The organism is Pantoea sp. SS70 (assembly GCF_029866845.1).
GTDB classification, from domain to species: domain Bacteria; phylum Pseudomonadota; class Gammaproteobacteria; order Enterobacterales; family Enterobacteriaceae; genus Pantoea; species Pantoea leporis.
On record NZ_CP117199.1, the window covers coordinates 4,028,343 to 4,052,744 of the forward strand.

Here is a 24,402-nt window from a genome sequence, read left to right on the forward strand (position 1 = left end):
TCAAGCACAGGTGTTTCAACATTGCTCCACCTAACCCTTCCCTCGCCCGCTGGCGGGAGAGGGACAGGGTGAGGGCATTAACCTCCCATCGCCGGACGCACACCCAGCGTGTGGCAAATGGCGTAACTCAACTCGGCGCGGTTCAGCGTATAGAAATGAAAATCCTTCACCCCTTCCCGCGACAGGATTTTCACCATGTCCATGGCGACGCTGGCACCGACCATTTTGCGCGTCTCCGGATCGTTATCCAGACCTTCAAACATTGCACTCATCCATCCCGGCACCCGCACATTGGTCATGGTGGCGAAGCGTTGTAGCTGTTTAAAGTTAGAGACCGGCAAAATACCCGGCACGATCTCCACGTCGATACCGGTTGCGACACAGCGATCGCGGAAGCGCAGGTAGCTTTCCACATCGAAGAAGAACTGCGTGATGGCGCGGTTAGCACCGGCATCAATTTTGCGTTTCAGGTTAATCAAATCGGCCTGCGCGCTTTTCGCTTCGGGATGCACTTCCGGATAGGCCGCCACCGAGATGTCAAAATCGCCAACGTCTTTCAGCAGCGCCACCAAATCCGAACCGTACATCTCCGGCTTGCCGCTGCCTGGCGGTAAATCACCGCGCAGTGCCACGATATGACGAATGCCGCTATCCCAGTAATCACGCGCGATACCGCGCAACTCATCACGCGTGGCATCGATACAGGTTAGATGCGGTGCGGCTTCCAGACCGGTACGATCTTTGATGCCTTTGATGATGCTGTGCGTACGATCGCGCTCGCCCGAGTTGGCACCGTAGGTGACGGAGACGAATTTTGGCTTCAGGCTGCTCAGTCGATCGATTGAGCTCCACAGGGTTTCTTCCATTTCGCTGGTACGTGGCGGGAAAAATTCGAAAGAGACATTAATTTGCCCGTTCAGCTCAGCCAGGCTCTGGTTCAACGCTTCGCGTTGATTGGCGTGAAAGAAACTCATCCTAATACCTCGTCATCACATATCGATTATTTTGCGGCCTTCGAACATCCATACGTTTAGACGTCCAGATGCACAAAATGAACGATTCGCACGCTAGCGTCAACTGAAAATTAATGAACAGGCGTGACAAATTTTCACTCAAGGTGAAAGCGTTTCATGATGCGCGAGGGGAAGGTGAAGAATGCAGACGGACGATGCCGTCTGCAAAGTGAGGCAGTTTACAGCAGCTGTGCGAGGCGGTTGATATCCGATTGCAACGCGCCGGCCGTAACATCGCGGCCTGCGCCCGGTCCGCGAATCACCAGCGGATTATCACGATACCAACGGCTTTCGATGGCAAACACGTTATCGCACGGCAGTAACGCAGCCAGCGGATGCTCGGGACGTACCGCTTCCACGCCGACGCGCGCTTTGCCATTGGCATCGAAACGCGCCACGTAACGCAGCACTAAGCCCATCTCTTGCGCCGCTTCCAGACGCTGCAGCATCTGATCATTCAGCTCGTCGGCGTTTTCGAAGAAGTGATCAATCGACTCACCGTCGCAAATTGCCGGCACCAGCGACTCGACACGCACCTGATCCGGCTCGATGTCGTAGCCCGCTTCACGCGCCAGAATCACCAGCTTGCGCATTACGTCCTGCCCGGACAAATCCACGCGCGGGTCTGGTTCGGTCAGGCCTTGCTGCCACGCCTGATCAACCAGCTCGCTAAACGGCACCGTGCCATCAAATTGCAGGAACAGCCACGACAGCGTGCCGGAGAAGATGCCGCTGATCGCCAGAATGCTATCGCCGCTTTCGCGTAAATCGCGCACCGTGTGATTGACCGGCAAACCGGCACCGACGGTGGCGTTATACAGCCAGTGACGACCGGTTTTGGCGAATGCATCGCGCACCTGACGCCAGCTCTGACCGCTCGACGCACCGGCAACCTTGTTGGCGCTGATAACGTGGAAGCCGTGACTGGCGAAATCATGATACTGCTGCGCCAGCTGCTCGCTGGCGGTGACGTCCAGCACCACTAAATCATCGAACGGGTGCGCACGCATCCACAGGAACAGCGACTCTTCATCGCGCTCGACCGCTTCATCATCAAAGAACGCCAATGCGCGGCTGGCTTCCAGACCGTCGTAGCTCAGCAAACTGCGGCTGCTGTCTGCCACGCCCGCCAGCACATATTCAAATCCTGTACGTGCCGACAGCGTTTCCTGCTCGCGGGCAAACAGCTCCAGCCAGCGTGAACCGATGTTGCCTTTGCCGAACAAGATCAGGCCGATGCGTTTTTCTGCGCGGAACAGCGACTGATGCAGTCCCTGAATCAGGTGCTGCGTCGGGCCGACGCGCAGTACCGCCACGATGCTGATGTGATCTTCCGATTGCCAGACAAACTCCACCGGCTGATCTTTGATCTGCTGCCAGAAGCGGTGGCTGTGCAGCGGATTACGCGTCACGCCCGCGCCCACCAGCGCCACCAGCGCCAAGCCGTCGCGCAGCTGCAGATGGCCCGGCAGTGCGGCGTCCTGCAACAGGTTGAAGGCGCTATTCACCACTTCCGAGGTGTAACACAGCTGCAGCAGGCGGCGATCGGGATGCACGCCGATCGCCAGCGGACGCAGCTGCGCGCGCTTCAGCAGCAGATCGATCTCTTTCTGCTGGGTTTTGAAATCGTGATTGTCCGGAATTTGAATCTCCACCAGACACACATCATCGTGGCTGGTGACGATACGCGCGCCGGTGCCGGAGGCCAGCACGCGCTCAATGCGCGTCGAGCCCTGCTCCGGTTGATAGCTGCAACGCAGCTGCAAGTCGATGTCGCTGTTGGAAACCGGCTGCAAGGTGCGGGTGTGCAGCACCGGCGCCGCCAGACGCGCCAGCTCGCTGGCTTCATCAAGACGCAGCAGCGGCAGCAGGCACGCATCAGAGACTTTACGCGGATCGGCGCTGTAAACGCCCGCCACATCGCTCCAGATGGTCACGCGCCCCACGCCCGCCAGCGCACCAATCTGCGTTGCCGAGTAGTCCGAGCCGTTACGCCCAAGCAGCACGGTTTCACCCGCTTCGCTGCGGCTGATAAATCCGGTCACCACCAAACGCTTATGCGGATGCTGTGTTAACAGCTCCTGCAGCAGCGGCCAGGATTTGCCTTCATCAACCTGCGGCTGCGCGGCACGTTCAGCACGCAAGAAGTCACGCGCATCCAGCCAGGCGGCTTCGATCTCGCGCTGGCTCAGCACCGCGGCCATCAAGCGCGCCGACCAGATTTCGCCATGCCCCACCACTTCGGCATACACCGCATCGGTGATGGTGCCATCGAGCAGCGCCGCCAGTCTTTCCAGATCGCGTATAAAGGAAGACGTCAGGGTTTCGGCATATTCAGCAGGCAGCAGCGCAGCAATTAACTCGCTGTGAAAACGCCGTAAAGCCTGTTGCACCTGATGAGCAGATAAGCGATCGCTCTGGCTCAATTTCAGCCAGCTGATCAACTGGTTAGTGGTGCTGCCTGCGGCAGAGACCACCATTAAGTCGCCTGGCTGGCTGTAATCCGCCATGATGCTGGCCACGCGCTGATAGCAACGTGCGTCGGCCAGGCTACTGCCACCAAATTTATGCAACTGCTTGATCGGCGTTCCCGCGCCCACTGAACTCGTCATGATTACTCCTCGGCTGCGATCCGGAATGCATTATCCAGATCGGCGATTAAATCTTCGTGATCTTCAATCCCAACAGAAATACGCAGCAGTGTTTCCGAAATTCCCGCTGCCGCGCGTGCTTCTGCAGACATGCCAGCATGCGTCATGGTCGCGGTATGCGAAATCAAACTTTCTACGCCGCCCAGCGATTCGGCCAGCGTGAACAACTGCAGCGCTTTCAGGAAGCGGCGCAGGCGAGCCTCATCGGCATCGATTTCGAAACTCAGCATGGCACCAAAACCACGCTGCTGACGTACCGCAAACTCATGACCGGCATTTTCCGGCAGGGACGGATGATACAGTTTTTTCACCAGCGGTTGTTGCTTCAGGTAATCAACTATCGCCAATGCATTGCGTTGTGCAGCGGCGATGCGCGGTGACAGCGTGCGCAAACCGCGCAGCAGCAGGTAGCTATCAAACGCCGCGCCGGTTACACCAATATTATTCGCCCACCACGCCAGATCGGTGGCCATCGCTGGATCTTTCGCAATCACCGCGCCCGCCACCACATCAGAGTGACCATTCAGGTATTTGGTGCAGGAGTGAACAACCAAGTCGGCACCCAGCGCCAGCGGGTTTTGCAGCGCCGGGCTGAGGAAGGTGTTGTCTACCACGCTAATGGCGCCAGCTTCACGCGCGGCGGCGCAAATGCTGGCGATATCGACCACACGCAGCAGTGGATTACTTGGGCTTTCAACCAGCACCAGTTTTGGCTTCTCGGCCAGAGCAGCGGCCAGCGCAGCTTTATCGCCCTGATCGACAAACTTCACGCGATACGCGCCGCGCTTGCTCAGGCTATCGAACAGGCGATAGCTGCCGCCGTAACAGTCGTGTGGCGCCACCAGCAGATCGCCCGGCTTCAGGAACACGGTTGTCACCAGATGAATCGCTGACATGCCGGTATTGGTCAATACCGCGCCTGCGCCACCTTCCAGTTCTGCCAGCGCGCGCTGAACCACATCGCGCGTTGGGTTACCACGACGTGAATAGTCATGCGCACGCGGCTCATTGAAGTCGAGGAAGTTATAGGTGCTGGAAAGATGAATCGGTGGGACAACGCAGCCATATTGCTCGTCATCATTCAAACCGCTACGTACTGCGATGGTTGCCTGTTTACGCGTCATGGTGCTTACTGTTCCTGAAGAAAAAGAAGAGCAACAGGATAACATTCCGCACATAGACGTCAATACATCTGGACATCTAAATGTCTTTGCGTATAGATTGAGCAAATCATCAATAACCGCTAAAATTGTCCGTCATCGCCTGGTGTTCAGCGCGCTTTCCTTTGCAGAAGCGGTGCTCAAGCATAAAACCTGCGGTTTAAGGGGTCAGGCATCGAAAAATCGGGCATAATCAACGGATTTCCCCATATTCAACTTTTATTGATTAAGGTAACCCATGGCTGAATGGAACGGCGAATATATCAGCCCTTACGCTGAACATGGCAAGAAGAGCGAGCAGGTTAAGAAAATCACAGTTTCTATCCCGCTGAAAGTGCTGAAGATTTTAACGGACGAGCGCACCCGCCGTCAGGTGAACAACCTGCGTCACGCCACCAACAGCGAACTGCTGTGTGAAGCCTTTTTGCATGCTTTCACCGGGCAGCCTCTGCCGAACGATGTCGATTTGCGTAAAGAACGCAGCGATGAGATTCCGGAAGAAGCGAAACAGATTATGCGTGAAATGGGCATCGATCCCGATAGTTGGGAATACTGAAGCCAGAAATAAAAAAACCCAGCCGAGGCTGGGTTTTTTCTTGCTGCCGAATCGCGAAGATTCGACGGCCAAAAATCTTATTTCTTGCTTGCTGGCACGCTGAAACGCTTGTTGAAGCGATCTACACGGCCACCGGTGTCAGCAATACGCTGCTTACCAGTGTAGAACGGGTGGCATTTGCCGCACACGTCCAGGTTCAGACCAGAAGCCATGGTTGAACGGGTGTTGATCACGTTACCGCAAGAGCAAGTCATGGTTACTGCTTCGTACTTAGGGTGAATACCTTGTTTCATGGGAGAACCTCATAAAAGGCCGTGTCGCTCTCCGTGCCAGGCTCAGCCTGCACAGCACCACACGCGGTTGAACATTAAGTGTATGCTCCGACAAGTGATCTCATCGAAGGCGGCATAGTATACAGAAATTAACCGGTTTTAGCAAATAGCCGCTTCCTAATTAGCCGTGTACACTACTTCTCCTTACTTCAGAACCGGATAGAGATTCAGATGCCCGTTGTTCAGGTTGCCCTGCCCGTTCCGCTACCTCGCCTGTTTGATTACTTGCTGCCTGCCGATGCGCCGCAGCCGGTGGCGGGCGCACGCGTGAATGTGCCGTTCGGCAGTCGCAAAATGATCGGCATTGTGATCGGCACGTGTGAGACCAGCGATCTGCCGCTGACGCAGCTCAAGCAGATAGAGAGCGTGCTCGACGATCAAAGTCTGTTCTCGCCCGCCCTGTGGCGCATTTTGCATTGGGCCGCCAACTATTATCATTCGCCGCTCGGCGAAGTGCTGAGCCATGCGCTGCCGGTGCTGCTGCGTCAGGGCAAACCCGCGCAGGAAGCGCCGCTGTGGCAATGGGTGATTAATGATGCTGGCCGTGAAGTGGCGATGGAGAGCCTGAAGCGCGCGCCGAAACAGCAGCAAGCGCTGGCGATGCTACGTCAGCGACCGCTCTATCGTCATCAGGTCAGCGAACACGATTTTACCGATGCCGCGCTGCAAGCGTTGCGCGCAAAAGGCTTGTGCGAACTGCGTGAACACACGCCGCAGATGCACGACTGGCGTACCAGCTTTGCCGTCAAAGGGGATCGCCTGCGCCTGAATACCGATCAGGCGATGGCGGTGGGCGCGATGCGCAGTGAAGACGATCACTATGCGCCGTGGCTGCTGGCTGGCATTACCGGCTCGGGTAAAACTGAAGTGTATCTCAGCGTGCTGGAGAACGTGCTGGCACGCGGCAAACAGGCTTTGGTGCTGGTGCCGGAAATCGGCCTGACGCCGCAAACCATCGCCCGCTTCCGTGAGCGCTTTGATGCGCCGATTGATGTGCTGCACTCGGCACTGAATGACAGCGAACGCCTCGCCGTCTGGCTGCGTGCGCGCAGCGGCGAAACGGCGATTGTTATCGGTACACGCTCGGCGCTGTTCACGCCGCTGGCGCGCCCCGGCGTCATCATCATTGATGAAGAGCACGACAGCTCGTACAAACAGCAGGAAGGCTGGCGCTATCAGGCGCGCGATCTGGCGGTGTTCCGCGCGCATGAGGAAGACATTCCGATTGTGATGGGTTCCGCCACGCCCGCGCTGGAAACCTTGCACAACGTGCGCGTCGGCAAATATCGCCAGCTCAATCTCACCAAACGCGCGGGCAATGCTAAACCGGCGTTACAGCAGCTGATCGATCTTAAAGGTCAGCAGCTGAAAGGCGGATTGGCGCCAGCACTGCTCGGCAAAATGCGTCAGCACCTGCAGGCCGACAATCAGGTTCTGCTGTTCCTCAACCGCCGTGGCTTCTCTCCGGCGCTGATGTGCCACGATTGCGGCTGGCTGGCCGAGTGCCAGCGCTGCGATAGCTACTACACGCTGCACCAGAACCATCGCCAGCTGCGCTGCCACCATTGTGACAGCCAGCGCCCGCTGCCAAATCAGTGCCCAAGCTGTGGTTCAACGCATTTGATGCCGGTCGGCGTCGGCACCGAACAGCTGGAACAGCAGCTGGGCACGCTGTTCCCCGACGTGCCGGTATCGCGCATTGATCGCGACACCACCAGCCGTAAAGGCGCGCTGGAGCAGCATCTGGCCGATGTGCATCGCGGCGGCGCGCGCATTCTGGTGGGCACGCAGATGCTGGCGAAAGGCCATCATTTCCCGGATGTCACGCTGGTGTCGCTGCTGGATGTTGATGGCGCGCTGTTCTCAGCCGATTTCCGCGCCGCCGAGCGTTTCGCTCAGCTCTACACGCAGGTCGCGGGTCGCGCCGGTCGTGCGGGTAAACAGGGCGAAGTGTTGCTGCAGACCCATCATCCGGAACATCCATTGCTGCAAACATTACTGCATCGCGGCTATTTCGCCTTTGCCGATCAAACGCTGCTGGAGCGTCAGTCCGTTCAGCTGCCGCCGTGGACCAGCCATGCGCTGTTCCGCGCTGAGGATATGGATAACCAGCAGGCGGCGGAATTCCTCACACAGCTGCGTAATTTGCTGGAAGCCAGCCCGCTTAAAGATGAGGCGATGTGGCTGATGGGGCCGGTTCCGGCGTTGGCACCGAAGCGCAGTGGACGCTGGCGCTGGCAGCTGCTGTTGCAGCATCCGTCGCGCAAACGTCTGCAACAGCTGTTGAGCGGATCGCTGCCGCTGATCGCCACCTTGCCGGCGTCACGCAAAGTGAAATGGACGCTGGATATCGATCCCACCGAGAGCTAAGCCACGCCACAACTGCGAGCCAGATCGAAAAAAGTCGCACAAGTCACAATTTTTATGCAAATTAAGTAACAACCCGACGCGACCTTGGGTTAACAATAGTGCCGACCCGGTTGAAGCCCGGTAATGTCTGAAAATCAATGCGCTGTACCGCGTCAGGAGTTATACGTTGGACCAGAAGCAACCCTCCACCGCCGCCACCATGAAAGATGTGGCCGAGAAAGCAGGCGTTTCAACCGCTACGGTTTCACGTGCGTTGATGAATCCAGAAAAAGTCTCTGCTGCTACCCGGCTCAAGGTCGAAAAAGCGGTGATTGCCGTGGGTTATGCGCCGCACGGTTTGGCGCGCAATGCCAAACGCGGTGAAACGCAAACCATTCTGGTGATTGTGCCGGACATCTGCGATCCCTTCTTCAGTGAGATCATTCGCGGCGTGGAAGTCACCGCTGCGCATGAAGGTTATCTGGTACTGATTGGCGATTGCGCGCATCAGAATAAACAGGAAAAAACCTTTCTGAATTTAATGCTGACGCGACAGATCGACGGCATGGTGCTGTTGGGTTCACAGCTGCCGTTTGAGGCGGGCATTGAAGATCAGCGCAACCTGCCGCCGATGGTGATGGGTAACGAATTTGCGCCGGAGATGGCATTACCCACGGTCCATATCGATAACCTCACCGCCGCCTTTGAAGCGGTGAATCACCTGCTGCAGCTTGGTCATCGCCAAATTGCCTGTATCACCGGGCCAGAACACATTCCGCTGAGCCAGTATCGTTTGCAGGGCTACATTCAGGCGCTGCGTCGCAGCAGCATCGCCATCGACCCAACGATGATTGTGCATGGCGATTTCACCTTTGAAGCCGGCGCGAATGCGCTTAAGCAGTTGATGAGTTTGCCGCAGCCGCCGAAAGCGATTTTCTGCCATAGCGATTTGATGGCGCTGGGCGCGATGAACCAGGCGCGTAAACTTGGCATGCGCATTCCGCAGGATCTGTCGGTGGTGGGCTTTGATGATATCGAACTGGCGCAATACTACGATCCGCCGCTGACCACCGTGGCCCAGCCGCGTTTTGCCATCGGCCGAGAAGCGATGCTGCTGTTACTTGATGAGCTGCAGGGTAAACGCGTGAATAACGGTTCGCGCCTGCTGGATGCGGAGCTGCGCGTGCGCGGCAGTACGGCACCGGCGGCAAAACGGGAAAAATAGTGCGTAGACGCCTGCATTTTCAGCGGATTCTGAAGGCAGACTGTGCTGGTCAAAGTTCCAGCCCTTGCGTAACATGGCGCATTCATTGCCGGGCAATTAACAGCACATTTACATGCCCATTGGCATTTTTTTGAAGGGTAGCAGAACGAAAGTGGCACAGAAAGATTATGTAGGCCGCGGGCGTTCAACAGGGACGCGTCGCAAAAAACCCGCCAGCCGCAGCAAGAAAAGCAAAGGCGGATCAGGCACTTCAAAGCTCATGATGGTACTGGCCGCGGCCGTGCTGGTCACCTTTGCCGGTGGTTTATGGTTTATCTCGCATCATAAGAAAGAAGAGATTGAGGTCATTCCAAACCACAAAGCCAACGGTAACGGCCTGCCGCCGAAGCCGGAAGAGCGCTGGAAGTACATCAAAGAGCTGGAAAATCGCCAAATTACCGTTCCGTCGCCGACTGAGCCTTCGGCTGGTGGCGTGCAATCACAAACGCAGCTGACCGATGAACAGCGCCAGCTGCTGGAGCAGATGCAGGCCGATATGCGCCAGCAGCCGACGCAGCTGAACGAAGTGCCGTGGAACGAACAAACCCCGGCGCAGCGCCAGCAAACGCTGCAGCGTCAGCAGGTGCAGCAACAGCAGGTTCAGCAACAACAACAGCAGCAGTTGCAACGTCAGCAGCAACAGTTACAACAGCAGCAACGCCAGCAACAGTTGCAGCAACAACAGGCCGCGCGTCAGCAGCAACAACAAGCTGCGCCGATCACGCGTGAGCCAACGCAGCAAACCAAGCCGCAGGAAACGGCCAAGGCGAAAGCGGAAGAGAAAGCCGCTTCACAACGCTGGATGGTGCAGTGTGGTTCGTTCAAAGGCACCGATCAGGCGGAATCTGTGCGCGCCGGTCTGGCATTTGAAGGATTTGAGAGCCGCATTACCACCGGCGGTGGCTGGAATCGCGTGGTGATCGGGCCGTTCAAAGATCGCAGCAGCGCCGACAGCACAGTCAAACGCTTACACAGTTCCGGCCACGGAAGTTGTATTCCCCTCGCTCTCGGGGGTTGAAACCCCTTTTTCCTACCCCATATCTGGTTGCATGATACTCCGCGCCGAGTGCGCGGAGTTCCTTTTCTACTGCAACAAGGGGTCTGCCCGTGACAACAATAGTAAGTGTACGACGCAACGGCCAGGTAGTGATTGGCGGTGATGGCCAGGCTACGCTCGGCAATACCGTAATGAAAGGCAACGTTAAAAAAGTCCGTCGTCTTTACAACGATAAAGTGATCGCCGGCTTTGCTGGCGGTACCGCAGATGCCTTCACCCTGTTTGAACTGTTTGAGCGCAAGCTGGAAATGCACCAGGGCCATCTGGTGAAAGCGGCGGTCGAACTGGCTAAAGATTGGCGTACCGATCGCATGCTGCGCCGCCTTGAAGCGCTGCTGGCGGTGGCCGACGAAAACGCCTCATTAATCATCAGCGGCAACGGCGACGTTATCCAGCCGGAAAATGACCTGATCGCAATTGGTTCTGGTGGGCCTTACGCCCAGGCAGCGGCACGCGCGCTGCTGGAAAACACCGACATTGGTGCACACGATATCGTGGAGAAAGCGCTGAACATCGCTGGCGATATCTGTATCTACACCAACCACAATATTAACTTCGAAGCATTACCGTCTAAGGCTAAGGACTAAACATCATGTCTGAGATGACTCCACGCGAGATTGTCAGCGAGCTTAATCGCTTTATCATCGGCCAGGACGGCGCAAAGAAGGCGGTCGCGATCGCCCTGCGTAATCGCTGGCGCCGCATGCAGCTCGACGAAGAGCTGCGCCATGAAGTGACGCCAAAAAACATTCTGATGATTGGTCCAACCGGTGTCGGTAAAACCGAAATCGCCCGTCGCTTAGCCAAACTGGCGAACGCACCGTTCATCAAAGTGGAAGCCACCAAATTCACCGAAGTCGGTTACGTCGGTAAAGAGGTTGATTCCATCATTCGCGATCTGACCGATTCTGCCATCAAGATGGTGCGCAGCCAGGCAATCGAGAAGAACAAGTACCGCGCGGAAGAGATGGCGGAAGAGCGCATCCTGGATGTGCTGATCCCACCCGCGAAAAATAACTGGGGCCAGGCTGAACAAGCGGCTGAGCCATCGGCAGCGCGTCAATCCTTCCGCAAGAAACTGCGCGAAGGCCAGCTGGATGACAAAGAGATTGAGATCGATCTGGCCGCTTCATCGGCTGGCGTTGAGATCATGGCGCCTCCGGGCATGGAAGAGATGACCAGCCAGCTGCAATCGATGTTCCAGAACCTCGGTGGGCAGAAGCAGAAACCGCGTAAGCTGAAAATCAAAGAAGCCATGAAGCTGCTGATTGAAGAAGAAGCGGCCAAGCTGGTGAACCCGGAAGAGCTGAAGCAGGATGCCATCGATGCGGTTGAGCAGCACGGTATCGTGTTCATCGACGAAATCGACAAAATCTGTAAGCGCGGCGGCCAGAATGCGGGCGGTCCAGACGTGTCACGCGAAGGCGTACAGCGCGACCTGCTGCCGCTGGTGGAAGGTTGCACCGTTTCCACCAAGCACGGCATGGTGAAAACCGACCACATTCTGTTTATCGCTTCCGGCGCGTTCCAGGTCGCCAGCCCGTCAGATCTGATCCCAGAACTGCAAGGCCGTCTGCCGATTCGCGTTGAACTGCAGGCGCTGACCGTCAATGACTTCGAGCGCATTCTTACCGAGCCAAACGCCTCGGTTACCGTGCAGTACAAAGCGCTGATGGGCACCGAAGGGGTCAACATCGACTTCACCGATGACGCAGTGCGGCGTATCGCCGAAGCCGCATGGCAGGTGAACGAGACCACCGAGAACATCGGTGCGCGTCGTCTGCATACCGTGCTGGAGCGTCTGATGGAAGATATCTCCTATGACGCCAGCGATCGTAACGGTGAGTCGATCACTATCGATGCCGAGTACGTTGGTAAGCATCTGGATGAGCTGGTGGCCGACGAAGATCTCAGCCGCTTCATTCTGTAAGCTTCACCCGCGAAATCTCTGCCCGGCCACTGTGCCGGGCTTTTTTTTACGCAGGATATTGATGCAACGCTTTTTTTGGCGGTTGATGATTTTGCCAACAATCGCCAGATAGCGATATACTTAGCGCTCCTGTGGCAAACAGACGAAAACCCTCATGAAATACGATACATCTGAACTCTGTGACATCTACCACGAAGCTGTGAATGTTGTTGAACCGCTTTTTTCGAACTTTGGTGGGCGCAGCTCATTCGGTGGTCAAATCACCACAGTGAAATGTTTCGAAGATAACGGCTTACTCTACGATTTGCTGGAAGAGAACGGTCGGGGTCGCGTATTGCTGGTGGATGGCGGCGGTTCGGTCCGTCGCGCACTGGTCGATGCTCAGCTGGCGAGTCTGGCGGCGCAAAATGAGTGGGAAGGCATTGTGGTGTACGGCTCGGTGCGTCAGGTTGACGATCTCGAAGAGCTGGAAATCGGCATTCAGGCGATTGCGGCGATTCCGGTGGGAGCAGCGGGTGAAGGCATTGGCGAAAGTGACGTGCGCGTTAACTTCGGCGGCGTGACTTTCTTCTCTGGCGACCATCTGTATGCCGACAATACCGGCATCATCCTGTCTGAAGACGCGCTCGACATCGAGTAAGCCGCAACAAAAACGGGTGCCGCGGCACCCGTTGGTTTAAGCATTGACGCTTAAACTTCTTCCATTTTTCCCAGCAGTGCCCGCAGACGATCCTGCCAGACATGCTGCTCTTCTTTCAGATGCTGATTTTCACGCACCAGTGCATCCTGGTTGCCTGAAGCCTGGCTGACTTCGTTTTTCAGCGTGTTGTTTTGCTCTTTCAGCTCTTCAATTTCCATCTGCAGCAGAGTGATGGTATCAATCGCCTGCTGTACTTTCGCTTCCAGTTTCTCGAACACTTCAAATGACATCTTTCTGACCTCTCCTAAATCTTGCAAGGCGTTGATGGGGCTAGTGCATGCCTTATTACAGTGCGCTCAGCCACGATGACTCGATTGTATGTAGCCAAACCCAGCAAGTCCAGCGGCACAAGGCCTGCGAGGGCAGTCTGTAACACTTTTCAGTCTATGCCTAAAAAAATGCGCATCTTCGCGCATCTGTGTGCGCGATCACGTCAGCATCGACCAGTAAAGCGCGGTGAATGGGCCTTAAAGAAACGCAAAAGACGCGAAAACGCGCATTTTTATGACGCAGTACACAGTTTTCAATTTCGCTATTTCTCGTTTATGCTCGTTAACGATAAATTCACATCAACCCTACATTGATAGCTGGGCGACTCATGGATGAGAACAAAAACTGATAAAATTTAACCTCGCTTCAGGAATGCCATTATGAGTCAGACAACTAACACACTAAAAGGTCAGTGCATCGCTGAATTTCTCGGTACAGGTTTGATTATCTTCTTTGGTGCAGGCTGCGTTGCTGCACTGAAACTGGCCGGTGCGTCATTCGGTCAGTGGGAAATTTGTATTATCTGGGGTTTAGCCGTCTCCATGGCAGTCTATCTGAGCGCAGGCGTTTCCGGCGCGCATCTTAACCCAGCCGTTACCGTCGCGCTGTGCCTGTTTGCTAATTTTGAAGGTCGCAAAGTTGTTCCCTATATTCTGGCGCAGGTTGCCGGCGCGTTCTGCGCTGCCGCGTTGGTTTACGGTCTCTACTACAATCTGTTCTTTGATTACGAAGCGGGCCATCAAATGGTGCGCGGCAGTGTTGAAAGCCTCGATCTGGCCGGTATCTTCTCGACTTACCCGAACCCGCACATCAGCGTAGCTCAGGCGTTCCTGGTTGAGATGGTGATTACAGCGGTGTTGATGGCAGTGATCATGGCGCTGACCGATGACGGCAACGGCGTGCCGCGTGGTCCGCTGGCTCCGCTGTTGATTGGTCTGTTGGTGGCGGTCATCGGTGGCTCAATGGGTCCACTGACCGGCTTCGCACTCAACCCGGCGCGTGACTTCGGTCCAAAACTGTTCGCGTTCTTCGCTGGTTGGGGCAACGTCGCCTTCACCGGTGGCAAAGATATTCCTTACTTCCTGGTTCCGATTTTTGGCCCGCTGGTCGGTGCTTGCCTCGGAGCCTTTGGTTACCGTTCGCTGATTGGCCGCCATCTGCCAGTTAACGTCGCGGAAGCCAGCACAGCAGAAAAACCGGTTGCGCGCGCTCAGCAGCGTAAAGCGTAAGTTTCATCGATACCACATCAGGACAGCACAATGACTACTGATAAAAAATATATCGTTGCACTCGATCAGGGCACAACCAGCTCACGCGCCGTGGTGCTTGATCATGATGCCAACATCGTTGCGGTTTCTCAGCGCGAATTTACCCAGATCTACCCGAAAGCGGGTTGGGTTGAACATGACCCAATGGATATCTGGGCGTCACAAAGCTCGACGCTAGTGGAAGTGCTGGCGCACGCCGACATTAACTCCGATCAAATCGCGGCGATTGGTATCACCAACCAGCGTGAAACCGCCATCGTATGGGATAAAGAGACCGGCAAACCGGTTTACAACGCTATCGTCTGGCAGGATCCGCGCACCGCAGATTACTGTAACAAACTGAAGAAAGAGGGTCTGGAAGAGTACATCCAGCACACCACCGGTTTGGTGATTAACCCGTACTTCTCCGGCACCAAAGTGAAGTGGATTCTTGACCACGTTGAAGGCGCACGTGAGCGTGCAAAACGCGGCGAACTGCTGTTCGGTACCGTTGATACCTGGCTGATTTGGAAAATGACGCAGGGACGTGTGCACGTCACCGATCACACCAACGCCTCACGTACCATGATGTACAACATCCACAAGCTGGAGTGGGATGAGCGCATGCTGGAGATCCTCGATATCCCGCGTGAAATGCTGCCAGAAGTGAAAGGATCTTCCGAAGTGTACGGCCAGACCAACATTGGTGGTAAAGGCGGTACGCGTATTCCTATCGCCGGAATCGCCGGTGACCAGCAAGCGGCGCTGTATGGCCAGCTGTGCGTACAACCGGGTATGGCGAAAAACACTTACGGCACCGGCTGCTTTATGTTGATGAACACCGGCACCGAAGCCGTGACGTCTACGCACGGCCTGCTGACCACCATCGCTTGCGGCCCACGCGGCGAAGTGAACTATGCGCTGGAAGGTGCGGTGTTTATCGGTGGTGCGTCGATTCAGTGGCTGCGCGATGAGATGAAGCTGATCAGTGATTCAACCGACTCTGAATACTTCGCGTTGAAAGTGAAAGACACTAACGGCGTATATATGGTGCCGGCCTTCACCGGTTTGGGCGCGCCTTATTGGGACCCGTATGCACGCGGCGCGATTTTCGGTCTGACGCGCGGTGCGAACGCTAACCACATCATCCGTGCCACGCTGGAGTCGATTGCGTACCAGACGCGCGATGTACTGGAAGCGATGCAGAACGATGCTGGCACCCGCCTGCAGTCACTGCGCGTGGATGGTGGTGCGGTCGCCAACAACTTCCTGATGCAGTTCCAGTCTGACATTCTCGGCACGCGCGTTGAGCGTCCGGAAGTGCGTGAAGTCACGGCGCTGGGTGCGGCGTATCTGGCTGGCCTGGCCGTCGGTTTCTGGGGCGACCTGGAAGAAGTTCGCGCTAAAGCGGTGATTGAGCGTGAGTTCCGCCCAAGCATCGAAACCACCGAACGTAACGTCCGTTACGCCGGCTGGAAGAAAGCCGTCGCTCGCGCTAAAGCGTGGGAAGACGAAGAGTAACATCCTGCTGACCCGCGGTGCCCTGCCGCGGGTTTTTCCCCCGTCCCGCTTCCCCGCTGTGTTAAACTGCCTGCCTGTTTTTTGTCAGGTGCCACCATGAAACGAGAACTCGCGATTGAATTTTCCCGCGTGACCGAAGCCGCCGCTCTGGCGGGCTATCACTGGTTAGGACGCGGCGATAAAAATGCGGCCGACGGCGCAGCCGTTCACGCCATGCGCATTATGCTCAACACTATCAATATCGACGGCCAGATTGTGATTGGCGAAGGCGAAATCGACGAAGCGCCGATGCTGTATATCGGTGAGAAAGTCGGTACCGGCCGCGGCGACGCGGTGGATATCGCGGTCGATCCGATCGAAGGCACACGCATGACGGCGATGGGCCAGGCCAATGCGCTGGCGGTGCTGGCGGTTGGTGATAAGGGCAGCTTCCTGCACGCACCTGATATGTACATGGAAAAGCTGATTGTTGGACCGGGCGCACGTGGCGCCATCGACCTCAATCTGCCGCTTGATATCAACCTGAAAAACATCGCGCTGGCATTGGGCAAACCGCTCAGCCAGTTAACGGTATCGATTCTGGCCAAGCCCCGCCACGATGCGGTGATTGCCCAGTTTCAGCAGCTCGGCGTGCGCGTGTTCTCCTTCCCGGATGGCGATGTCGCGGCCTCGATTCTGACCTGTATGCCGGATAGCGAAGTGGATGTGATGTACGGCATCGGCGGCGCGCCGGAAGGTGTGGTGTCGGCGGCCGTGATCCGTGCGATGGACGGCGACATGCAGGCACGCCTGCTGGCGCGCCATCAGGTGAAAGGGAATAGCGAAGAGAATCGTCGTCTGGGCGAGAATGAACTGCAACGCTGCGCCGAGATGGGCATTGAAGCGGGTCAGGTACTGAAACTGGATCAGATGGCGCGCAACGATAACGTTATCTTCGCGGCCACCGGCATCACCACCGGCGATTTGCTAAAAGGCATCACGCGTAACGGCAACATCGCCACCAGCGAAACCCTGCTGGTGCGCGGTAAATCGCGCACCATTCGCCGCATCCAGTCAATCCACTATCTGGATCGCAAAGACGCGGCGCTGCATCAATTTATCCTGTAATCGCCTGCTTGCCGCTCTCCGGATGACGTGAGAGCGGCCACCAGCACAGCAGCATCACCAGCGACGTCACGAACATCAGCATGCCAAGGCTGGATTGATCGTGCTGCGGCAACAGCGCAGAAAGCCACGCCACCACGCCAGAACCGAGATTCTGCAAGCCTCCGATTAACGCACCCGCGCTGCCCGCCAGCCACGCATACGGCTCCATCGCGCCCGAGGTTGCCAGCGGAAACAGCATACCCGCGCCAAAGAAGAACAGCGCAGCCGGCACCAGCAACGTCCAGATGTTCATCACGCCAAACCAGGCCGGAACCCACATCAGCAAGCCCGCTAACAGGCAGCTGTTCACGCCGTACCACATCAGCGTGTGCCAGGATTTCTGCTCACGTCCGGCAAACCAGGCGCCAAAGAACGCCGCCGGAATCGGCAGGATAAACAGGATGCTGACGGTCAATCCATCCAGCCCCAACACGCCGCCCATCAGCACGCCACAGCTGGCTTCAAACACTGCGATGCCCGCCAGCGCGCCAATCAGCAGCAGCAGGTACCGCACAAAGTTGCCGTCGCTCAGCAAAGTGGCATAACGGCGCAGGAACGGCGTGGCGGGCGTATCCGCTGGACGCGTTTCCGGCAGCCAGCGCGCCATCGACGCGGTGACGCCGACGCACAGCAGCAGCAGGAAGGCGAAACAGGCGTGCCAGCCAAACAGATGCGTCAGCAGCGCCCCAATCACCGGAGCCAGCAGCGGACTCACCAGAATGCCCATATTAAGCAAGCTGTTCGCCTGGCGCAGTGCGATGCCGGCGTAGAGATCGCGCGGCATGGTGCGCGCCATCACGCCCGCCACGCCGGTACCTAAACCTTGTACCGCGCTGCCCAGCACCAAAATATCCAACGAGGGCGCGAACATAGCGATCAACGCGCCGACGGCAAAGATCGTCATGCCAATCAGGATCACCGGACGTCGGCCAAAACTGTCCGACAGCGGGCCGTAGATCAACTGCGATCCGCCGTAGGTCATCAGGTAGGCGGCCATCACCTGCTGGATCGCCCCGCTGCGCACATTGAGCGTTTCGGCCATGTGGGCCATCGCTGGCACATAGATGGTTTGCGCCATCTGCCCAACCGCCACCAGCACGATCAGCATGAATAACAGAAAGCGATTTTGCGTTTTACTTATCAACATGGAACAAAATGTCTGCCTGAGAAACAAAGAATAAGCAGCACAAAAAAGGCCGCCTCGGATTTATGGCGGCAAAAATATCAGGATTCAGTGACAAATCGAGAGGTGCGGGCAAAGCTGTATGTCTTCAGCCGTCAAGTTGGTAGTCCAGATTGTAAACCGCCCGCTACAGTTGCTGATCTGTGCGCTGCGTTTGTCGCTGAGAGCCCTTTACTGGGTGCAGGGCTGGAAATTTATCGGATAGATAACGATGATAATCATGTGCCTGAATATTCAACACTAAGGAGTGAGCATGGCTGAGTGGATCAATGCTGAAGTGAAAGAGGTAAAAAACTGGACCGACGCACTGTTCAGCCTGCGCGTTGCAGCGCCGATTGATACCTTTACCGCGGGTCAGTTTGCCAAGCTGGCTCTGGAGATTGACGGTGAGCGCGTGCAGCGTGCCTATTCGTACGTCAACGCGCCGCAGGATCCGCTGCTGGAGTTTTATCTGGTCACGGTGCCGGAAGGCAAACTGAGCCCGCGTTTGCAGGCGCTGCAGCCCGGCGAGCAGGTGATGATCACTAAAGAGGCGGCGGGTTTCTTTGTGCTCGACGAAATTCCAGATTGCCAAACGCTGTGGATGCTGGCGACCGGTACGGCGATCGGCCCCTATTTATCGATCCTGCAACAGGGCGAAGATCTGGATCGTTTCGACAATATTGTGCTGGTACACGCCGCGCGCTTCGCCGATGACCTGAGCTTCCTGCCCTTGATGCAGGCGTTGCAGCAGCGCTATCAGGGCAAGTTACACATCCAAACGGTGGTGAGCCGCGAAGAGATCGCCGGTTCGCTGCACGGCCGCGTACCGCAGTTGATTGAAAGCGGAGAACTGGAGCGTGCGGTTGGCTTGCCGCTGACGGCAGAAACCAGCCATGTGATGCTGTGCGGCAATCCACAGATGGTGCGCGATACCCAGCAGCTGCTGAAAGATACGCGTGAGATGCGCAAACATTTCAAACGCAAACCCGGCCACATGACCAGCGAGCATTACTGGTAATCGGCGCGGAGCGAATAATCTGAGATTTTTCCCAGTGTGGGTTTTGACTTTGCCCGGTAAAAACCGTTCTAATCGTGGGCTAAGTGAATGATTTAGGGCCGAAGCAATGAACAACCTGCCAGTCGCGCTGCTGCTTGGCCTCGCACTGACATTTCCCGCCTGGGCGGACGATGCACCCGCGTTGGATCGTAGCGATCATCTGCCTGCAGCGCCCTATCTGCTCGCGGGTGCGCCGACGTTCGATATGACCGTTGCTCAGTTCCGTGAGAAGTACAACGCGGCTAATCCCAATGCATTGCTGCAGGAGTATCGCGCGATTGATAGTCGCGGCGATAAAAGCAATCTGACGCGTGCCGCCAGCAAAATCAGCGAAACGCTGTATGCCTCAACTGCGCTGGAGCAAGGCACCGGAAAAATCAAAACCCTGCAAATCACCTGGCTGCCGGTTCCCGGCCCCGATATGAAAGCCGCGCAGGCTCGCGCCATGGATTACATGACCGCCCTGCTGCGCTTCTTCATTCCCGGCTTGTCGCCTGAAGAGGGGCGTAAAAAACTCGATTCCCTGCTGAGCGTCGGTAAAGGTGCGCGCTATTTTGCCCGCACCGAAGGTGCATTGCGTTTCGTGGTGGCAGACAACGGCGACAAGGGTTTGACCTTCGCCGTTGAACCGATAAAACTGGCGCTCGCGACGCCCTGATCGCACCGGCAAAAATGACGAAAAGCAAAGCCAGCAACACATTTGATCTCTATACTGTCTCGCAGACATCGCTGCCCGATGGCAGCGCTATTTCATGAATCGCGTTATGCGGAGGAAAGAATGCGACATCCACTGGTTATGGGTAACTGGAAACTGAACGGTAGCAAGCAGATCACCAAAGAGCTGATTGAAGGCCTGCGCAAAGAGCTGTCTGGTGTTGATGGTTGTGGCGTCGCGATTGCACCGCCAGCCATCTATCTGGACCTGGCAAAACACGCCATTTCCGGTAGCCACATTGCTCTGGGTGCTCAGAACGTTGACGTTAATCTGTCTGGCGCATTCACTGGCGAAACTTCCGCAGACATGTTGAAAGACGTTGGCGCGAAATACATCATCATCGGCCACTCTGAGCGCCGCACCTACCACAAAGAGAGCGACGAGTTCATCGCGAAGAAATTTGCCGTAGTGAAAGAAGCGGGTCTGGTGCCGGTTCTGTGCATCGGTGAAACTGACGCAGAAAACGAAGCGGGCAAAACGGAAGAAGTGTGCGCACGTCAGATCGACGCCGTGCTGGAAACGCAGGGCGCCGCGGCGTTCGAAGGCGCAGTCATCGCTTATGAGCCAGTTTGGGCTATCGGTACCGGCAAATCTGCTACGCCAGCGCAGGCTCAGGCGGTGCATAAATTCATTCGTGACCATATCGCGAAGAAAGATGCGGCTATCGCTCAGCAAGTGATCATTCAGTACGGCGGTTCGGTCAACGACAAAAACGCCGCTGAGCTGTTCACCCAGCCAGATATCGATGGCGCGCTGGTTGGCGGTGCTTCACTGAAAGCGGATGCTTTTGCGGTAATCGTGAAAGCGGCAGCAGCAGCGAAAAACGCGTAACTTAGCGTTTAGATGCAGATTAAGGCGGCTGATTAGCCGCCTTTTTTATTGGCCGCTATTAATTGCGTCCCTACGAAAAAGGGTTATTGCGGCAATATGCTGCAGTTATGATCCTGCAGCTCTTCCGCCGAGCCGCTGTTCAGTTTCAGCCAGTTACGTTCCAGCGCCAGCAGCGCTAAACGGCCATCCGGCAGCTGTGCCAGCGCCAGGCCATATTTCCCCATCTCGCTGCGCGCATGCGGCACTTCATCCGCCAGACGGATAAACGCACTCTGCTGCGACAGCTCTTGCTTAGAAAGCGCCCGCACCAGATAACCATGCTTGCGCAGCGTTTCACTCTGCCACTGTGCATTCAGTCTCGGTGCCAGCGCATTCAGCTGCTGGCGCACATCCGGACGCAGACAGGAAATATGAATATGCAGCTGATTCTGCGTACGCCCGTATTGCGCATTGATGGCCAGCGACAGCGCGCTATCGGGAATCGGCGCGCCGTGCCTTTGCGCCAGTAATGCGCGCTGTTGCCAGGCTTCGGCAAACAGATTTGGCGTTGCAGGTTCAAGAATGATGGGACTTTCCATGCCGGTGATTTTTTCGACCGGCATCAGCAGATACTGCAACGGCCCGTTGAGATCTTTTAGCGTGACGTAACCCTGCGCGCTATTCACCTGCTGGCATGGCGCTGGGTTGCCCGTCGCCGCCATATTCGGCACGCACTTTTCGCTGATGATCTGCCATAAGGCGTTGGCGTTTTTATGGAAATGGATGGCGCCGGCGATCAGTCCGACAATCAACAGCACCAATAAAGCGGTAAGTAACTTCAGGGTACGACGACTGCCCTGCATAGCCCGATTCCTCTGTTCATCACCTGCCAGCATCCTCGCCTGGCAGGTGATGAAAGTCACGGACTAATCCTCCGCGCCACGCAGGATGGCGTCGAGTTTTTCTGGCTGCAAACGAATCTGCGCTGCACGACGATGCGCCTGCATCCCTTCGGTACGGCTCTGGCGCACCGCAGGAGCAGCGATGGCGGCGATGCCCTGATCGTCAATCCATTGATGCGTGCAGGTTTTCAGATACGCACCGACCCACAATCCGCCGGTGTAACGTGCCGCCGCCATGGTGGGCAGAGTGTGGTTGGTGCCGCAGCATTTATCAGAAAACACCACGCTGGCGTTTTGCCCGATAAACAGCGATCCGTAATTGCGGATGCGCGCCGCCAGCGCATGGGGATCGCGCGCATGGATTTGCAGATGCTCAGTGGCGATTTCATCGGTGTACGCCACCATCGCATCCTCGTCGGCACAGAGAACAATTTCGCCCTGACGCTGCCACGCCTCACCAGCCGTTTTCGCCGTCGGCAAGGATGCCAGCTGCGCCTCAATTTCCCGCAATGTTGCATGCGCCACGCGCTCGCTGGTGGTGGCCAGCCCAACACGCGTGCGCACGTCATGCTCCGCCTGCGCCAGCAGATCCGCTGCCAGCACGCGCGGATCAGCACTGTCATCGGCGACGATAAAGATTTCGCTCGGCCCCGCCAACGCATCAATACCCACTTTGCCAAATACCTGACGCTTCGCCTCATTGACGAAAGCGTTGCCCGGCCCGACGATCTTGTCCACCGCCGGCAGCGATGCGGTGCCGTATGCCATCGCGGCAATGGCCTGCGCACCACCAACTTTGAAAATGCGGTGCGCTCCGGCCAAGTGGCAAATTGCAATCATTGCCGGATGAGCGCCCGGCGGCAGACAGGCGATGATGTTATCGCAGCCCGCCACAACCGCTGGCACGATAGACATCACCGGCGCGGAGAGGATCGGATAGCGTCCGCCCGGCACATAGCAGCCCACGGTTTCAATCGGGATGATGCGATGCCCCAGATGAACGCCCGGCAACGTCTCAATCTCCAGCGGCTGCAAGGTGGCGCGCTGCGCTTCGGCGAAGCGGCGCACCTGCGCAATAGCAAACTCACTGTCCTGGCGGGTTTGATCGGCGAGTTGCGCCAGCGCCTGCTCGATCTCTGCTGCCGAAACTTCCAGCTGCTCCGGCGCGACACCATCAAATTTCTGCGAATAATCACGCAGCGCCGCGTCTCCGCGCTGACGCACGTTGCTAATAATGTCGCTCACGGTGGCGATCAGGCTGGCATCCGCCTGCGCATCCTCGCCCGCGGCTTGCTTGATAAACTGCACGCGTTGTTTGCTCATACTTCCGTCTCCGCCAGTTGTCCCAATTTGATCTGCGCCAGCATCGCCAGGTGATCGTAAACCACCCATTCATCAACAATTTTGCCGTTTACTACGTGATAATGGCTCATGCCCATCACCAGCAGACGCTGTCCCGTCGGTTTACCCAACTCGCCGTAGCCAAGATGATGCCCTTCCATTACCCAGCGCACCGCCACTTTGGTGCCGCCCTCTTCACATGGATTGGAGCAGATATGCTGCGGCATCCATGCGCCGTCCGGGATCATGCCGATCAGCGCCAGCGTCTGATGGATCACCGATGCCTGACCATACAGCTCTTTCATCAAAGGGCCGTGCCACTGCACATTGCTGGCGTAAACCTCTTTCACTTTGCCCAGCATGCGTTTGTTGTAAATCTCGTGCAGCCAGCCCAGCACCTGTGCTTCGGTATCACTGTGCGCCAGCGTGTAATCCGGATCGCTTTCCGGCGGATACTGGCCGAGCAGACGACGGTTTTCGCCAATCTCCGTCAGTCGGAAACCCTTATCAAACTGCTCTTTCGCCATGTTGTAGGCGATCTGATCGGTATCCAGCCCCAACTGACGCATCAGCGACATGTTGTCGCTCACCACCCATTCGCGGTAAATCTTGTTTTCCAGAATCATGCAATCCGCCACGGTACGCGTGGTAAAGGTGCGATTAGTGGGTTTACCGTACTGGCTTGGCTGCGTGTGGCGGCCGCTACCGGTAACCAGATGCGAGGTGTAAAAACCGTCAACGTCGTTGCCGTTCCAGATCACCTGCGTTGCCATGCCGCGACGTTCCGGGAAGGCGACCAAACGTTGCAAGGTATCGAGCACTACTTGTTCACGGGTATAAATGGTGCCCAATGCGTTATATAACACGCAGTTATGGGTGTAATGGCTGTAGATCAGCCCGACATCGCGCTCATCCCAGATCTTGTGGGTACAGCGCACGATGTAATCAACGATATCGGTATAGCAGGGATCGAAACCGCGCATTGGCTGCACCCGCGCACGGTTTTCTGGAACCAGATCGACAAAATCCCGTCGCTCAACCTGCAAAACCGGTTCGGCCTGGGTGCGTGCTGAGGTTTTTTCTGCGCTCTTTTCACTGGCGGTGGCTTTATTAGCCGTGTCCGTTGTAGACATAAACACTCCTGCTTTTGACGAATTAAGGGTGAGCGCGGTCCTCGCAATCAAGCGCTGCCGATTCACCCGGCTGAATTCAGGGT

General features: G+C 56.7%; 22 protein-coding genes. 13 read left to right on the forward strand and 9 right to left on the reverse strand.

The genetic code is table 11. From position 1 onward, the window contains the following. Nucleotides 1-77: 77 nt before the first annotated feature. From metF to metB, 3 genes are all read right to left on the reverse strand, one after another. Nucleotides 78-974 (reverse strand): methylenetetrahydrofolate reductase, encoded by an 897-nt coding sequence (gene metF / locus PO881_RS18630; protein ID WP_110868177.1) that lies wholly within the window; start codon nt 972-974, stop codon nt 78-80. A 218-nt stretch (nt 975-1,192) separates the two neighbouring features. After that, nucleotides 1,193-3,625 carry a bifunctional aspartate kinase/homoserine dehydrogenase II gene (locus PO881_RS18635; RefSeq protein ID WP_176972238.1) on the reverse strand — a complete coding sequence of 811 codons (2,433 nt, stop codon included), beginning with the start codon at nt 3,623-3,625 and terminating at the stop codon, nt 1,193-1,195. 2 nt (nt 3,626-3,627) lie between these two features. Beyond that, nucleotides 3,628-4,788, reverse strand: coding sequence for a cystathionine gamma-synthase (gene metB, locus PO881_RS18640; protein WP_101760640.1), 1,161 nt, complete (start codon nt 4,786-4,788; stop codon nt 3,628-3,630). A 274-nt stretch (nt 4,789-5,062) separates the two neighbouring features. Here metB and metJ point away from each other — a divergent pair, with 274 nt between their 5' ends. Further along, entirely contained in the window at nt 5,063-5,380 is a 318-nt protein-coding gene (gene metJ, locus PO881_RS18645; protein WP_007885403.1) for a met regulon transcriptional regulator MetJ, read from the forward strand. 77 nt (nt 5,381-5,457) lie between these two features. Here metJ and rpmE read toward each other — a convergent pair whose 3' ends face one another. Further along, nucleotides 5,458-5,673: a 50S ribosomal protein L31 gene (gene rpmE, locus PO881_RS18650; RefSeq protein ID WP_007885402.1), complete on the reverse strand. Its 216-nt coding sequence runs from the start codon at nt 5,671-5,673 to the stop codon at nt 5,458-5,460. Nucleotides 5,674-5,883: 210 nt separating this feature from the next. Here rpmE and priA point away from each other — a divergent pair, with 210 nt between their 5' ends. The 6 genes from priA (at nt 5,884) to rraA (ending at nt 12,952) form a co-directional block, all read left to right on the forward strand. Continuing rightward, nucleotides 5,884-8,082 (forward strand): primosomal protein N', encoded by a 2,199-nt coding sequence (gene priA, locus PO881_RS18655; RefSeq protein ID WP_192415334.1) that lies wholly within the window; start codon nt 5,884-5,886, stop codon nt 8,080-8,082. A 166-nt stretch (nt 8,083-8,248) separates the two neighbouring features. Further along, on the forward strand, nt 8,249-9,286 hold the full coding sequence (gene cytR, locus PO881_RS18660; protein WP_061720292.1) for a DNA-binding transcriptional regulator CytR: 1,038 nt from the start codon (nt 8,249-8,251) through the stop codon (nt 9,284-9,286). A 151-nt stretch (nt 9,287-9,437) separates the two neighbouring features. Then, entirely contained in the window at nt 9,438-10,343 is a 906-nt protein-coding gene (gene ftsN / locus PO881_RS18665; RefSeq protein ID WP_192415333.1) for a cell division protein FtsN, read from the forward strand. An 89-nt stretch (nt 10,344-10,432) separates the two neighbouring features. Continuing rightward, nucleotides 10,433-10,969: an ATP-dependent protease subunit HslV gene (gene hslV, locus PO881_RS18670; RefSeq protein WP_101760642.1), complete on the forward strand. Its 537-nt coding sequence runs from the start codon at nt 10,433-10,435 to the stop codon at nt 10,967-10,969. A 5-nt stretch (nt 10,970-10,974) separates the two neighbouring features. Further along, complete coding sequence (gene hslU, locus PO881_RS18675; RefSeq protein ID WP_007885388.1) at nt 10,975-12,312, forward strand: HslU--HslV peptidase ATPase subunit; 1,338 nt, start codon at nt 10,975-10,977, stop codon at nt 12,310-12,312. A 154-nt stretch (nt 12,313-12,466) separates the two neighbouring features. Then, nucleotides 12,467-12,952, forward strand: coding sequence for a ribonuclease E activity regulator RraA (rraA, locus tag PO881_RS18680; RefSeq protein WP_061720294.1), 486 nt, complete (start codon nt 12,467-12,469; stop codon nt 12,950-12,952). A 50-nt stretch (nt 12,953-13,002) separates the two neighbouring features. Here the strand turns inward: rraA and zapB are convergent, their stop codons facing one another. Next, on the reverse strand, nt 13,003-13,242 hold the full coding sequence (zapB, locus tag PO881_RS18685; RefSeq protein WP_007885384.1) for a cell division protein ZapB: 240 nt from the start codon (nt 13,240-13,242) through the stop codon (nt 13,003-13,005). Nucleotides 13,243-13,662: 420 nt separating this feature from the next. Here zapB and PO881_RS18690 point away from each other — a divergent pair, with 420 nt between their 5' ends. The 3 genes from PO881_RS18690 (at nt 13,663) to glpX (ending at nt 17,157) form a co-directional block, all read left to right on the forward strand. Then, complete coding sequence (locus PO881_RS18690; RefSeq protein ID WP_061720295.1) at nt 13,663-14,511, forward strand: MIP/aquaporin family protein; 849 nt, start codon at nt 13,663-13,665, stop codon at nt 14,509-14,511. 30 nt (nt 14,512-14,541) lie between these two features. Further along, entirely contained in the window at nt 14,542-16,050 is a 1,509-nt protein-coding gene (glpK, locus tag PO881_RS18695; RefSeq protein ID WP_110868179.1) for a glycerol kinase GlpK, read from the forward strand. A gap of 96 nt (nt 16,051-16,146) precedes the next feature. Next, nucleotides 16,147-17,157, forward strand: a complete 1,011-nt coding sequence (gene glpX / locus PO881_RS18700) for a class II fructose-bisphosphatase (protein ID WP_280172206.1) — start codon at nt 16,147-16,149, stop codon at nt 17,155-17,157. Here the strand turns inward: glpX and emrD are convergent. Then, nucleotides 17,147-18,343 (reverse strand): multidrug efflux MFS transporter EmrD, encoded by a 1,197-nt coding sequence (gene emrD / locus PO881_RS18705; protein WP_280172207.1) that lies wholly within the window; start codon nt 18,341-18,343, stop codon nt 17,147-17,149. The two genes, glpX and emrD, sit on opposite strands and share 11 nt — an antisense overlap. Nucleotides 18,344-18,632: 289 nt before the next feature. Between emrD and fpr the strand changes: the two genes are divergently transcribed. The 3 genes from fpr (at nt 18,633) to tpiA (ending at nt 20,964) form a co-directional block, all read left to right on the forward strand. Further along, nucleotides 18,633-19,379: a ferredoxin--NADP(+) reductase gene (gene fpr, locus PO881_RS18710; protein WP_110868182.1), complete on the forward strand. Its 747-nt coding sequence runs from the start codon at nt 18,633-18,635 to the stop codon at nt 19,377-19,379. Between the two features lie 106 nt (nt 19,380-19,485). After that, nucleotides 19,486-20,076 (forward strand): YiiQ family protein, encoded by a 591-nt coding sequence (locus PO881_RS18715; RefSeq protein ID WP_280172208.1) that lies wholly within the window; start codon nt 19,486-19,488, stop codon nt 20,074-20,076. 120 nt (nt 20,077-20,196) lie between these two features. Next, the gene (gene tpiA, locus PO881_RS18720; protein ID WP_008109693.1) at nt 20,197-20,964 is read left to right on the forward strand and encodes a triose-phosphate isomerase; all 768 of its coding nucleotides are present in this window, start codon (nt 20,197-20,199) and stop codon (nt 20,962-20,964) included. Nucleotides 20,965-21,047: 83 nt separating this feature from the next. Here tpiA and PO881_RS18725 read toward each other — a convergent pair whose 3' ends face one another. The 3 genes from PO881_RS18725 to PO881_RS18735 all read right to left on the reverse strand — a co-directional run bounded on the left by PO881_RS18725 (nt 21,048) and on the right by PO881_RS18735 (nt 24,319). Then, nucleotides 21,048-21,806 carry a CDP-diacylglycerol diphosphatase gene (locus PO881_RS18725; protein ID WP_280172209.1) on the reverse strand — a complete coding sequence of 253 codons (759 nt, stop codon included), beginning with the start codon at nt 21,804-21,806 and terminating at the stop codon, nt 21,048-21,050. A gap of 63 nt (nt 21,807-21,869) precedes the next feature. After that, nucleotides 21,870-23,168: a histidinol dehydrogenase gene (hisD, locus tag PO881_RS18730; protein ID WP_101760649.1), complete on the reverse strand. Its 1,299-nt coding sequence runs from the start codon at nt 23,166-23,168 to the stop codon at nt 21,870-21,872. Further along, nucleotides 23,165-24,319: an ester cyclase gene (locus PO881_RS18735; protein WP_280172210.1), complete on the reverse strand. Its 1,155-nt coding sequence runs from the start codon at nt 24,317-24,319 to the stop codon at nt 23,165-23,167. Before PO881_RS18735 ends, hisD begins: the two co-directional genes overlap by 4 nt. Nucleotides 24,320-24,402: the final 83 nt, after the last annotated feature.